Annotated in this window: 10 protein-coding genes; 7 read left to right on the forward strand and 3 right to left on the reverse strand. The window is 67.2% G+C overall.

Annotated elements, in window-relative coordinates:
* The first annotated feature begins 131 nt into the window (after positions 1-131).
* Positions 132-1,727, forward strand: coding sequence for a (2,3-dihydroxybenzoyl)adenylate synthase (locus MSZK_RS21270; protein ID WP_099250589.1), 1,596 nt, complete (start codon positions 132-134; stop codon positions 1,725-1,727).
* 6 nt (positions 1,728-1,733) lie between these two features.
* On the opposite strand, the gene MSZK_RS21275 is transcribed toward MSZK_RS21270, so the two are convergent.
* Positions 1,734-3,080 carry a salicylate synthase gene (locus MSZK_RS21275; RefSeq protein ID WP_099250590.1) on the reverse strand — a complete coding sequence of 449 codons (1,347 nt, stop codon included), beginning with the start codon at positions 3,078-3,080 and terminating at the stop codon, positions 1,734-1,736.
* 153 nt (positions 3,081-3,233) lie between these two features.
* On the opposite strand from MSZK_RS21275, the gene MSZK_RS21280 reads away from it, so the two are divergent.
* The 6 genes from MSZK_RS21280 to MSZK_RS21305 all read left to right on the forward strand — a co-directional run bounded on the left by MSZK_RS21280 (position 3,234) and on the right by MSZK_RS21305 (position 10,459).
* Positions 3,234-3,953: a glycosyltransferase gene (locus tag MSZK_RS21280; protein ID WP_158230613.1), complete on the forward strand. Its 720-nt coding sequence runs from the start codon at positions 3,234-3,236 to the stop codon at positions 3,951-3,953.
* A gap of 40 nt (positions 3,954-3,993) precedes the next feature.
* The gene (locus tag MSZK_RS21285; protein ID WP_099250592.1) at positions 3,994-4,923 is read left to right on the forward strand and encodes an ATP-binding cassette domain-containing protein; all 930 of its coding nucleotides are present in this window, start codon (positions 3,994-3,996) and stop codon (positions 4,921-4,923) included.
* Positions 4,920-5,660: an ABC transporter permease gene (locus MSZK_RS21290; RefSeq protein ID WP_099250593.1), complete on the forward strand. Its 741-nt coding sequence runs from the start codon at positions 4,920-4,922 to the stop codon at positions 5,658-5,660. Before MSZK_RS21285 ends, MSZK_RS21290 begins: the two co-directional genes overlap by 4 nt.
* A 14-nt stretch (positions 5,661-5,674) precedes the next feature.
* Positions 5,675-6,436 (forward strand): ABC transporter permease, encoded by a 762-nt coding sequence (locus MSZK_RS21295; RefSeq protein ID WP_099250603.1) that lies wholly within the window; start codon positions 5,675-5,677, stop codon positions 6,434-6,436.
* A gap of 197 nt (positions 6,437-6,633) precedes the next feature.
* Positions 6,634-7,983, forward strand: a complete 1,350-nt coding sequence (locus MSZK_RS21300; RefSeq protein WP_099250594.1) for a glycosyltransferase — start codon at positions 6,634-6,636, stop codon at positions 7,981-7,983.
* Positions 7,973-10,459 (forward strand): alpha/beta fold hydrolase, encoded by a 2,487-nt coding sequence (locus MSZK_RS21305; protein WP_158230614.1) that lies wholly within the window; start codon positions 7,973-7,975, stop codon positions 10,457-10,459. The genes MSZK_RS21300 and MSZK_RS21305 overlap by 11 nt, the downstream gene beginning before the upstream one ends.
* Here the strand turns inward: MSZK_RS21305 and MSZK_RS21310 are convergent.
* A complete protein-coding gene (locus tag MSZK_RS21310) occupies positions 10,456-11,694 on the reverse strand; it encodes a cation:proton antiporter (RefSeq protein WP_099250596.1) in 1,239 nt (412 codons plus the stop codon). The genes MSZK_RS21305 and MSZK_RS21310 overlap by 4 nt on opposite strands.
* A 4-nt stretch (positions 11,695-11,698) precedes the next feature.
* Positions 11,699-13,498 (reverse strand): NAD(P)/FAD-dependent oxidoreductase, encoded by a 1,800-nt coding sequence (locus MSZK_RS21315; protein WP_099250597.1) that lies wholly within the window; start codon positions 13,496-13,498, stop codon positions 11,699-11,701.
* Positions 13,499-13,609: the final 111 nt, after the last annotated feature.

A 13,609-nucleotide genomic window follows, 5' to 3' on the forward strand; every position in this document is an offset into this window, starting at 1 on the left:
GGAGCCCCGCAGTTCGGGGGTCCGTCTCCTGCCGCGGCCACCGCCGTCTCCCTCCATCAGACCAGCCTCACCTAACTTTGGGAAGGCTACCCTATGCTCTGAGCCCAGAGACGCCTACGTCAGGGAGCCCGATGACCGCATTCACCGCCTTCGCGCCGGAGCGCGCCGCGGCCTACCGCGACGCCGGCTACTGGGCCGGCCGGCCCCTCGACGACATTCTGCGAAGCGCCGCGGCCCGCTGGCCCGAGCGCCCCGCCGTGCTCGACGAACGGACCAGCCTGCGCTACGCCGAGCTCGATCAGCTCGCCGATACGGCTGCGGCGGGTTTGGTGAGCCTCGGAATCCGCAGCGGCGACGTGGTTCTGGTGCAACTGCCGAACAGCTGCCAGTTCGCGGTCGCGCTGTTCGCCCTGCTGCGTGCCGGCGCACTGCCGGTGATGTGTCTGCCCGGCCACCGGGATGCCGAGTTGGCCCACTTCGCGGAGGTCAGCGGCGCCGTCGGGATCATCGTGGGCACCGACGCCGGCGTCGACTACCCAGCCATGGCGCAGCGCGTGCGAGACCGCTGCAGGCAGCTCCGCTACGTCATCGTCGACGGCCATGCAGGCCAACACATTTCCTGGCCGCATCTGTGCGAGGGCAGCGCACGGCCGGCTCGGCTGCAGCCGGACACCGGCACACCCGCGCTGCTGCTGGTGTCCGGCGGCACCACCGGCGCCCCCAAGCTGATCCCGCGCACCCACGACGACTACCTGTACAACGCGACCGCCAGCGCCGCGCTGTGCGGATTGACCGACTCCGACGTCTATCTCGTCGCGCTGCCTGCAGGCCACAACTTTCCGCTCGCCTGCCCAGGCCTGCTCGGCGCGATGACGGTCGGTGCGGCGGTGGTATTCGGCAAGGACCCCAGTCCTGAGGCGGCATTCGCCACGATCGCTCGTCATGAAGTGACCGCCACGGCGCTCGTGCCCGCGCTCGCCCGGTTGTGGGCCCAGGCCTGCGAATGGGAGGACCAGCGCCCGACCACCCTGCGCCTCCTGCAAGTCGGCGGTGCCAAACTGGCCGCCGAGGACGCCAGGCACATCCGGTCGGTGCTCACCCCCGGGCTCCAGCAGGTGTTCGGCATGGCCGAAGGTCTGTTGTGCTACACCAGGATCGGCGATCCCGATGAGATCGTCGACCATACCCAGGGCCGGCCCCTGGCCGCGCACGACGAGCTGCGCATCGTCGACGACGCCGGCGTCGCGGTGGCCGACGGTGAACCCGGTGAACTGCTGGTTCGCGGCCCATACACCATCAACGGTTACTTCCGCGCCGACGCGGAGAACCGGCGCTCGTTCACCCCGGACGGCTTCTACCGCAGCGGCGACAAGGTCCGCCGCCGTGCCGACGGCTATCTGGAGGTGACCGGCCGGGTCAAGGACGTCATCCTGCGCGCGGGCGAGACGATCGCCGCTCTCGACCTGGAGAGCCATCTGCTGACCCATCCGGGCGTGTCCGCGGTTGCCGCGGTCGGTCTGCCCGATCCGTATCTGGGTGAGAAGATCTGCGCCGCCATTGTTTTCCGCGACGAGCCGGTGAGGCTTGCCGAGCTCAACGCTCACCTCGAGGCACGGGGAGTCGCCATGCACTGCCGCCCGGACATGGTCGCGCCGATGCCGAGTCTGCCGACGACGGCCGTCGGGAAGGTGGACAAGCGCACGCTCATCGCCAAGTTGAGCCGCTGAGCCGGGTCAGCGTCGCGGCACGAGATGAGGCGCGAGACAGCCCATCTTCTCGCAGGTCTCCTCGAATTCGCGCTCCGGTGATGACGCGGCGACGATGCCCGCACCGGCACGCAGCCAGGTGCGGGACTCGTCGGCGTAGGTCGCCCGCAACGCCAGGGCGGCGTCCAGACCGCCGTCCGGGGTGAACATCGCCACCGCGCCGGAGTACGGCCCGCGCGGCATCTCGTCGAGTCGCAGGATCGCCTCGACCCCAGGCGCTTTCGGGATCCCGGCGGCCGTCACGGCGGGAAACAGCGCCTCGAGCGCATCCATCCGGTGGCAACCTTGATCAAGCCTTCCTCCGACAGTCGAGCCCAGGTGCTGGACGCTGCCGCGCTCGCGCACCGTCATGAAGTCCCGCACCGCGACGCTCCCGGGCTCGGCGACCTCGGCGATCTCCAGCACCGAGGTGCGTACCGACAGCGCATGCTCGACGATCTCCTTGGCGTCCGTCTCCAGATCGTCGCGGGCGGCGCGGTCGTCGGGTAGGCCCCGACCGAAAGCCCTTGTGCCGGCCAGTGGTTCGGTCACCACTGCACCGTCGGCGTGGACCGCGGTCACCAGCTCCGGGCTGAAACCCAGGGCGCGGATCCCACCCAGCCGGAACAGGAAGGAACGCGCCGGCGTGTTGTGCCGTCGCCCCAGTGCATACGTCGCCGGAAAGTCGACGGCGAATGGGACGTCGACGGTGCGCGACAGAATCACCTTCTGGTAACGACCATCTCGGATCTCGGCGATCGCGGTTGCCACCCGGTCACGGTATCGGCTCGGATCGCCCGACACGTCCACCTCGCGGCTCGCCCCGCTCAGCCGCCCCGGCCGCAGCTCCCCGATTTCGGCGTGCAGGTGTTCGTCGCCGTTGACGACCTCGATCCCGTCGGTCGACACCACGACGCGGCTGACGGGGGTGAAGATGCGGGCCAGCGGCGTGCCGGGCCGAATCTGGTCGAACAGGCCCAGCCGGTGCGCGCCCCACTCGAAGGCGATCCATCCGAAGGCCGGCTCCCCGTCGGCCATGACCGCGGCGAGTGCGTCTTCCAGCACCGCCGCGGGCCGGCCGTCCCAGCGACGGCACACCTGCGAGCCGGCATGACTGACGCGTAGCTCGTCGCGATCGAGTTCGATGGCTGCCCGGGTACCGATCGCCAGGGTCCAGCAGCCGTCGCGCTCGTAGACGAGATAGTCGGTGCCCGTCCGTTCGGGAACCGCCGCCGCCAGTTGGGCAACGACCTCCGCCGGGGCCATTCGCTGCGGCAGTCGCGCCCATCGGGTCGAGTCGATCGGCGATCGCGGTCCCGCGGTCACATCGGTCATTTGATGAGGGTAGCCTAACCTGAATTCAGAATGTGGCTCACCGTGGCCTCGGGATAAAAGCCCTTGTCACCGCACTAAAACGTAGACCACCACGGGCGGGATACAAAGGTTAGGCTACGCATATTTGTCGGCAGACCGCGAGGAGGAACCGGGGTGATCTCGTTCGTTGTGCCGACCCTCAACGAAGACCGAACCGTCGCCTCCACCCTCGCGTGTCTGGCCGCTTATTCGGGCGACCACGAAATCATCGTGTCCGACGACAACAGCACCGACGGCACCGTGGACATCTGTCGGCGGTATGCGCACACGATCGTCCGTTACACCCAGCCCGAGAAGCAGACGATCGCCCAAGTCCGGAACCGGGGAGCGGCCGCCGCCCGTGGCGACTTCTTGGTGTTCGTCGATGCCGATGTGCTGATCCCGGAGATCGACGACTTTCTCCGCGCTTCGCGCACCCGGTTCGCATCGGATCGCCGCCTGGTGGCGCTCACGAGTCAGTATCGGGTGACCCCCGAATCAGCCACGGTCGCTGATCGATTCGTGTTCACCATGCTCGGACTGCAGTTTCTGCTCCAGAACAACGTCCTGCGGGTCGGCGCGGCGAGCGGAAAGTTCCAGATGGTCGCGGCCGATGCGTTCCGGGCGGTCGGCGGCTTTGACGAAAGCCTCGTGGCCTCGGAGGACATGGACCTGTTCCGGCGCCTCTCACGCGTCGGCAGAACGCATTTCGCGCGTGAGCTCACCGTGTATCACTCCGGCAGACGGGCCAGAGCCATCGGCTGGCGCAAACTCTTGTGGCAGTGGTTCACCAACTCCGTCTCGGTGTTCTTCTTCCACCGATCGATCACCAGGGAATGGACGGTGATCCGCTGATGCCGAACCCTCAACGCCTCGGACCCCGCTGGCCGGCACCGTGATCGAACTGGACGGTCTGACCAAGACATACGGCGATGTGTCTGCCCTGACCGACGTGAGTTTCACGGTGCCGACCGGTTCGGTGCTGTCACTTCTCGGTCATAACGGGGCAGGCAAGACGACTGCGGTACAGATACTTTCGACACTGATACCACCGAGCGCCGGACGGGCACTGGTGGCTGGCCATGACGTCGTCGACGACGCTGACCGGGTGCGGGCCAGCATCGGAGTCACCGGCCAGAGCGCGAGTCTGGACACGGTGATCACCGGCCGGCAGAACCTGACCTTGTTCGGCAGGCTGAGGGGACTCGGGCGAAGGGACGCGCGCCGGCGGGCCGACGAATTGATCGCCGAGTTCGAGCTCGACGGGGCGGCCGACCGGCCGGTCTCCACCTATTCCGGCGGAATGCGACGGCGACTGGACATCGCGGCTGCGCTGGTGGTGACGCCCGAGGTGCTCTTTCTCGACGAACCGACCACCGGCTTGGACCCACGTAGTCGACGGCAGGTGTGGGAGCTGGTGTCGACGCTGGCCGCCGAGGGCGTCACGGTTCTTCTGACCACCCAGTACCTCGAAGAGGCTGACGTACTGAGCAATTCGATCGTCATTCTGAACTGCGGGCGAGTGGCCGCACACGGCACCGCCGACGAGCTCAAACGGCAGGCAGGCGCGACCTACTGTCAGGTCACCCTGGTGCGGCCGTCAGACATCCCCCGCGTCGTCGCCGCATTGGCCGATATCGACGACGTCGACGCCGACGCCGAGACCAACACCGTGTCGGTACGCGCCCGCGATGGTGTCGGCACACTCGCCGAGGTAATCCGTCGCACCGACCGACTGGGTGTCGATCTCGTCGACATCTCGCTGCGCAAACCAACTCTCGACGAGGTCTTTTTGCACCTGAGCACAGCGGCGAGCACGGTATGACCGCGATCGCGGCATTGACGGAGCGCATCGTGCACACCGCAGTGCGCGACTTCGATCTCGCCCTGGCGGTGTTGGTCCCGGCGGGAACCCTGCTGGGTCTCAGCGGGGCGCTACGCCACATCATCGACACCGGCACGATGAGCTACACCGACTATCTGGTGCCGTCGATCATCGTCCAGGCGATGCTGCTCGGCTCGGTGACGACCGCCGACCGGGCCGGCCGCGAACAGGCGTCGGGTCTGACCCGCCGGCTCAGGACACAACCGATCTCACCGTTGGCGCCGTTGGCCGCCCGGATGCTCTACTGTCTGCTGCGCGGGGCGGTCTCGCTGGCCGCCGCCATGGCGACGGCATACCTCTTGGGATACCGGATCACCGGCGGTGTCGTCTGCGTCATTGCGTTCACGGTGATCCCGCTGACTCTGACCCTGGCCCTGTCTCTGGGCGCCGACGCCACCGGCACCTGGCTGGGCCGGATCGGCGGAAGTCAGCTCTTGCTGCTGCCGCAACTCATCCTGATCCTGGTGTCGACGGGACTTGCTCCCGCCGAGGCCTTTCCGGACTGGGTGCAACCGTTCGTCCGGTATCAGCCGGTCTCCCAGGTGACCGACACCATCAGAGCCTTGGCGGCCGGCGACGCCGCAGGCAACCAGGTGACCGTCACGGCGGCCTGGTGCCTGGGTCTTCTCATCACGTTCGGACTATTCGCGGTCCGCATCCAGCGGCGGCCATTGTGACCGCGCGGCCGCTCATGCCCGCAGTCGTCCTCACCGAGCGCATGTTCATGCATTGGCGGCTGCACCCCATGGTGCCGCTGCAGTCGGTCCTGGTGCCCACCCTGCTGCTGCTGACCTACTACCTGGTGGTCAGCAAGTCACTGATGCGGCTGACCGGATCCGACAACCTCGCCACGCTGGTGCCGGTGTGCATTGTGGCGGGAACCATGATGGGAACGCTCGGGGCCGGCTTCCACATACCGGACGAACGCGACAGCGGACTGTTGAGCCGATTCTGGGTGATGCCGATCCGCCGAGGGAGCTTCCTGGCCGGCACCCTGCTGGCCCAAGCCGCACAGACGCTGGTCGCCGGCTTCCTCATCCTGCTGGTCGGGATGGCACTGGGGCTACAGTTCGACGGCGCCTGGACGGCGGCGATCCCCTTCCTGCTGCTGCCTGTTCTGGTGACCCTCGTCTTCGCCCTCATCGTGCTGGCGCTCGCCGTTCGGGAGAACAGCTCACCCTTGCTCACGCTGCTCGGCGGAGTAGCGGTCGGCATGGCCTTCTGTTCGGGCGGGGTGGCTCCAGTGCAGCACCTTCCCGAGTGGATCCAACCCGTTGCCCGGGCCCAGCCGTTGGCGCCCGTCGTCGATGCCATGCGCGCGCTTGCGCAGGGACAACCGGCGGGACAGGCACTGCTCATGGCACTCGCGTGGCTGTCCGGCCTGGCGGCCATCTTCGGCCCGGTGGCTATGCGTGGCTATCGCAGGGCCGCGCAGTCTGGTGGCTCCGGATGACGAATATGACTGTCTGGAGGTGCATTTCGGCAGCTAGACCAGGTTGACCGGAGCGCAGGACGTAGCCCCCACAGAACGCTCCAAGCCCGCAATAATGGGCCACAACCGAGCGACAGACGACGATCCGGCCGCCAAACAGTGTGGCCCGGAGGATTTTTCGTGCGCACGCGCGCTCTCGGGAGGAGGACATCGACGCGATGAAGTTCGCGATAGCCGTGCACGGTACCCGCGGCGACGTCGAGCCGTGCGCTGCCGTGGCGCTGGAGCTGATCAGCCGCGGTCACGACGTGGCGATGGCGGTTCCGCCGAACCTGGTCTCCTTTGTCCAGGCATGCGGCATCACACCGGCGCAGCCGTACGGCGTGGACTCTCAGAAGCAGCTCGAGGCGTCGATCTTCCGCAAGTCGTGGGGTTTACGCAGCCCGCGCCGGGAATGGCACGAACTGGCGGACTATCTGAGCCAGGGCTGGGCCGAGATGAGCGGCACGCTCCTTGGCCTGGCCCGTGACGCGGACCTGATCCTGACCGGCACCACCTACCAGGAGGTGGCCGCCAACGTCGCCGAACACCTCGGCACGCCGCTGGCGGCACTGCACTACTTCCCCTTTCGCGCGAACAGCGTGATGTTCCCGCGGGTGCCGGCGTGGCTGGCGCGCACGATCTGGCCGGTGGCCGAATCGCTGTACTGGCGCCTGATGAAGCGTGCCGAGACCGCGCAACGATGCGAGCTGGGATTGCCACGGACGCGAACGCGCGCGATCCGTCGCATCATCGAGCGCAGCGCGGTGGAGATCCAGGCCTATGACCCCGTGCTTTTCGACGGCCTGGCGCAGGAGTGGGCCGGACGCCGACCGCTGATCGGCAACCTCACGCTGCAGCTCGACACGGCCGACGACGCACAGACCGATGCGTGGATCGGTGACGGGACACCGCCGATCTATTTCGGTTTCGGCAGCATGCCGGTCGAATGCCCGGCCACCGCGGTGGCGATGATCACCGCCGTGTGCGCCGAATTGGGTGAGCGCGCGCTGATCTGTTCCGGAGTGTGGGACATCCCCGAAGCCTCCTCTCCCCAGGTGCGCATCGTGCGCGACGTCAACCACAGCGCGGTGTTCCCGAAATGCCGTGCGGTGGTGCATCACGGCGGCGCAGGCACAACCGCGGCGGGTCTGCGGGCCGGTATGCCGACGTTGATCTTGTGGATCAGTGCCGAGCAGCCGCTCTGGGCCACCCGAATCACCACGCTCGGAGTGGGCGTGTCCGAACGGTTTTCCGTCGCGACGCCCGACTCGATTCGGGCCGGGTTGCAGACTGTACTGGCACCACAGTTCCGCCACCGCGCCGGCATGCTCGGTGCGCAGATGACCACACCGCAGCAGAGTGTCACCGCGGCAGCCGACCTGCTGGAAGCAGCCGCACACGACAATCGCGCCGCGCCAACACCACCACAGACCGCGCGGGCGGGTCGCCATGCGCCGGTCCGCCACCACGCGCACGTGCTGTCACCGCCGGCCTTGGATATCGGAGCATGCGCCGTTGTCGACTGATCCGTGCTCGCCGGTGCCACCCCAGCGACCGATCGAACACCGCTCAGTTGCAGCGCACTTCGAGTGGACCGCCGGTCGCCACCCCGATCGCATCGCGCTGCGCACCGCAGCCCAGGCCGTCAGCTACGGCGAGCTGTTCGCGTCGGCATGCGCCGTACGCACGGACACGCCACCGGACGGCCCGACACCGCGAGCCGCGCTGATCCCGGCCACCCTCACCCCGGCCACCGTGTCGGCCATCCTCGGCCTTATCGCCTCTCGGACAGTAGTCGTGGCGCTCGACCCCGAACTGGGCAACCACCGCACGATGACGATCGCGACGATCCTGGCCCAGCACGGCTACGACGTCACGACGGTGACCGGGCCATCCACCAGCGAGACCGCTCCACCGGGTGCCAGCACGCTGGGAGCGGCCGCCGACACCGCAGACGTCACCAGCATCCAATTCACCTCGGGCTCGACCGGTACCCCGAAAACGGTCTTGCACACCAATGGACTGTGGCTGGCCGACGCTCAACTGTTGAACGACCGATTCGGCCTGGCCGACGCCCGCACGGTGGCGCTGTGCATGCCGATCAGCTTCGCCGGCGGGCTCAACATCCTGATCGGGTCACTGCTGGGCGGAGCCGAGATCATCGCGGTCGATCCGCGCGAGCACAGCGCCCGCGCGGCGTTCGAGCGTATCGATCACTCCCGAGCCCAAGTGATCACGTGCACCCCGTCGTTCGTCGACGCGCTGCACCGGGTGGCCGGCGGCGACCGATTGCCGCACGTCGAACGGATCGTCACCACCGGCGAACCGTTGCAGGCCCGTCACGTCCAGTTGCTCAGGGGTCTGGCACCTGGCGCGGTGGTCACCAACTGGGTCGGCTCGACGGAGACCTTGGCCATCGCGAGCTACGACATCGGGCCGACCGATGCTGTTCCGCGCGGTGTCATCCCGGTGGGAATCCCCGCACCGCACAAGAGGATCGACATCAGTCCCGACGGCATCGTGTCGATCACCTCGGCGTACCTCGGCAGCGGCTACCTGGACAAGGCGGCGTCGTCAGCGATGTTCCTGGACAACGGGGACGGAACCACGACGTACGTCGGCGGCGATGTCGGCCGGTGGGACGAACACGGCAACTTGGTGCTGGCGGGCCGCTCGGACAACACCGTGAAGATCCGCGGATATCTGGTCTCTCCGGCAGAGATCGAGGCGACACTGGCCTCCTATGACGACATCCGCGAAGTCGCCGTGGTCGCCGGTGACGACGAGCCGCCGTCGCTGACCGCCTATGTGGCACCCAGCGCCACGGATCGGACACCGTCGGTCGCGGAGCTCCGCGGGAGGCTGCACCGAGATCTGCCGCCGTGGATGGTGCCTGCCGGTATCGAGATGCTGGCCACGCTGCCGCGAAACGAGCGCGGCAAGGTCGACCGGACGGCGCTACCGAGACCCAGCCGGATTCCGTTCGAGCCGCCCCGCGGTGTCCACGAAACGGCGACCGCCCGGCTGTGGGCCGAAGTGCTGCGCATCGAGCGGGTCGGCCGTGCCGACAGCTTCTACGCGCTGGGCGGTGACTCGCTGTCCGTCGCCCAGATGCTGGTGGCGCTGCGGGAGTCTCACGGCGTTGTCCTGGGGCCCAACGATCTCGCCGGCGCGCCTACGCTGGCCGCGTTCGCGAGAACGCTGGCCGGCGCCCAACGGGTGACGCCGAAGCGGCCGGGCCGGGATCTGCTGCGGCCCACCACCACCGCATTGCGACCGTTGTCGGCGCAGACCGCGGCCGCACCCCTGTTCTGCTTCACCGGTGCCGGCGCGTCCGCGCTCTGCTTTCTTCCGCTGGCCGAGCGGGTCGGGAATCAGACCGCGGTGTACGCGTTCGAGCCGAACGGGCTGGCCACGCGCGCGCTGCCGGACTGGTCGATACGGCGTGCGGTCCAACGGCATTGGTCCGACCTGCGCCGACTGCAACCCCACGGTCCCTACACTCTCGTCGGGCATTCGCTGGGCGCGCACATCGCACTGGAGACGGCGCACACACTGGAAGCCCACGGCGAAACCGTGTCCATGGTCGTGCTGCTGGACCCCTGGCTGTCGCCCCGGGTGGCCTGGGCGGCGCGCAACGAACTGCCGGACGCGACGGTGACGCTCCAAACCGACGACGCGAACGGCTTCGGGACATGGTGGGAGCGGCAGAAGACGGTTCCGCTGGCCGGACTGTTCTCCGCCGACTACAACCGCAGGACCCGCGCCGTCGAGGAAGCCGGAATGATTGCCGCGTACCGACATCGGCCCCGGCCATGGGCGGGCAGCGCACTGCTGATCCGCAGCCATCTCAATGCCGACGACCCTCGACTGTGGCGGCGTGTCCTCACCGGCCAACTGCAGACGGAGGTGCTGGACTGCGATCACCATTCGATCGTGCGTGCGCCACACATCGCGGCGGTCGTCGACCTGATGCGTGCGGCTCGCGAGGCCCGCTGTTAGGCTGCCTCGGCGACTTCCGTCGTGTCACGGGTCTCTGCGGTTTCCGGGCCCAACGCGCGGTAGAGCGGGGCGGTCACCGCGGTCGTGGCGAACGCGATACCGCACAGCATGGCGAAGGCGAACGGGCTGATCAACCGGGCCTGAAAACCCACTGAGGCGACCGTGATCTCGGTGACGCCACGGCAGTTCAACAGCACACCCAACTTCGCCGATCTCCGCCACGGCCACCGGCTCATCGCGCCGAACACGACACCCGCCGCCAGCTTCGAGGCGAGAGCGGCAAGCGCCAGCACCCCGACGGCGGCCAGTCCGCCCCAGCTGAGCAGTTCGTGCAGCGCCTGCAACGGAACTGACATCGCGATACTGACGAAGAAGGCCGGCCACAACACGTTGACGATCGCGTTGAACGCATGTCGCGAGGACGCGTCGGCCACAGCGGCGGGGAAGGTGAACCCCGCCACCACGGCGCCGATCGCCGGATGGAATCCGAGCAACTGCGTCGCCGCAGCACCGGCAAGTCCGGAGACCGCCATCATCGCCCACGCCGACGCACCTCGATTGAGCGCGTCACATCGCCCGACGACACGGGGGATGACGAGCCCAACGGTCACCAGCACGGCGGCCCCGACCGCCACCCTCGGAACCGATACGGCGTTCGCATGCGAGACGACCACCAGGGCGGTCACCAGAATCCAGGCGACGGCGTCGGTGACCACAGCGATCCGCAGGGCTACCTGTGCGGCGGAGAAGAACGCGATGCCCAGATCTTTGACGATCAATACCAGGACCGGCACCGCGGTGATCCCCATCGCGACCCCGACGAACAGCCATCCATACACGTCATGGTGTCCGGGACCGTCGATGCGTGCGGCGAACGGCCAGGCCGCCAATGCACACGCCGCCATGGGAACGACGACACACGGCGCCGCCCGCCACCCGATCGAGGCATCGCCCACGCTGCCGAAGCGCCGTAACTCGTTGCCCGCCGAGAACATCAGCAGCAGCAGTCCTGCGGTCCCCGCGGCATCGAGCAATTGACGCGACGTCGCCGAGACAAGCTCGGAGCGAACGGATTCGGGGCAGGCCGCCAGGGCCGTCCCCACCAGGATGCCGACGACAATCGACCCCAACATCCGGGGCTGACCGACTCTGGCGAACAGGCTCCCGATGATCACCGAGCCGATGACGATCACGGCCAGGGTCATCAGCCCCTGTAGTGCATCGCCAAGCGGCATCGGCTCAATCCGCCGCTCTGTTGGACACCAGCGCGGGCGCCCCCGAGTCGGACGACGCGTAGCTGCCACCCAGCAGCGGGTTGTCCACCCAATGCACAAGCGGTGTGCCCATCAAGTGCTTCGGGTGGAAGGCCGACGGGGTCAACTGCAGCACCGCATGACGCAAAGCCATATCCCTGCGGTTCTCGACAGGCTCGGAATAGAGATCGTCGCGGGCGGCACGACCGAGGTTGTGCGGCCCCACGATCCGGTAGCTCGACGGATTGAAGCTGCCGAACCAGATCTGAATGAACAACTTCGGGTTGAACAGCAACGTGCTCATCGGAACAAGGCAACCGATCTCTCGGGCCAGCGCGTCCAGATACATGATCTGTGACGGGATGGACTCGGTCTGGCGCGGACTCAACGCCGTCCAGTGGTCCTCCCATGACCTTTCGCGTGCGATGACCTCGTTGAGGTCGGTGGGCGGGCGCAGCTCGCCGCTGCACACCCTCGCGAAATACCGGGCCTGCATCTCCGCACACACGGGAATGCCTCCCGAGAACGGGCGAACGAACCCGATGAACGCCACGGTTCCGTCGTGGTCGGGATGCAGAAAGTGCTTGTACAGAGTGCGCACATTTCCGCCCTCGACCTGCAGATCGCCGAGGTCGAAGTCGTGTTCGAAGCCGGTGCACAGCACCACACTGTCGAATTGGCCGTCCGTCGAATCACCGAACACGACCCGGTTGCCGTCAGATGCCTTGATTCCACTGTCGTTCAAGGTGACGCGGCCGTCGGCCAGGGCCGGGATGAAGCTGACGTTCTTACAGAAGATGCGCCGCGGGCTCCAGCTACCGTCAGGGTGAGAGCGCCGGTTCCACGTCTCGATCAGCTTCCAGTTCTCAGCGTTGTCCAGCGTCTTCACATCGAGCTTCGCCGGGTCGATGGGTTCACCCATCGGGTTGGTCGCCGATCGGGCACCCGCCGCGGTCCGGTAGCCGCCGAATGCGGCCAGCAATGACGTGGCGAGACCATAGATCACCGTCATCACCAGGAACAGTGCTTTCGCGAGAGGGTCTCGCCCCCAGAATGATTCGAGCGCAAGCGGGTAGGTGGTGGCTCGGCGGTACATCTCGTGATGATGTGCCCGCACCGTGCCGTGATCCGTCGTTCGGTTGCGGTCGGACACTCTCGGCAGGAGGTAGGTATACGACCGGATCGCCAGCGTGCAGGCACCAGCGACGTCACCGATCTGGCGGACGATATCGGCACCGGATTCGGCGAGGCCGACGATGAGTACCCGCTTGTCCCGGAAGCGTTCGTTGTTCCGGTATTCGGAGGAATGCACGATCTCACCGGTGAAATTCTGCAGCTCGGCGATCGCCCGGTTCGGGGTCTTGAACGGCCCCGAGCAGACTGCCACCGCATCGAACGGTTCGGTGGAGTCGATTCCGTCACGTCGCACCGACACGACCCAGCGGTCGGAGACCTTCCGAACGTCGGTGACCTCGCCGCCGAATCGGATGTGCTTGCGGAGCCCGAAACGATCGGCATATGCCGTGAGGTAATCGAAATACTCGGCGCGGGTGTAGAACCTCCGATCCCCCTGGGCCGGATAGTCCGAGTAGGCCATCAGTTTCATCGAGATCGTCAGGTAGAGATCGTCATAGGCCTTCATCCGGTCACCGTCGCCACTGTGGCGAAGCCAGATCCCACCGATGTCGGGGTTCTTGTCGAAGCAGACGACGTCGTGGCCTTCGTCGAGGAGCTGCTTGATCGTCGTGAGTCCGCACGGCCCCGCCCCGACGACGCACACCTTCATCTATTCCTCCGACATTGCCACTGCGCCAGCGCACCCCGTCGAGATATTAGGGCAGGCTAACTTCGTTTGGGGGCCTACCTTCTCGGCCCGAAAGACGGCTGTGGGTGCGGG

The organism is Mycobacterium sp. shizuoka-1 (assembly GCF_002723835.1).
Lineage (GTDB): Bacteria > Actinomycetota > Actinomycetes > Mycobacteriales > Mycobacteriaceae > Mycobacterium.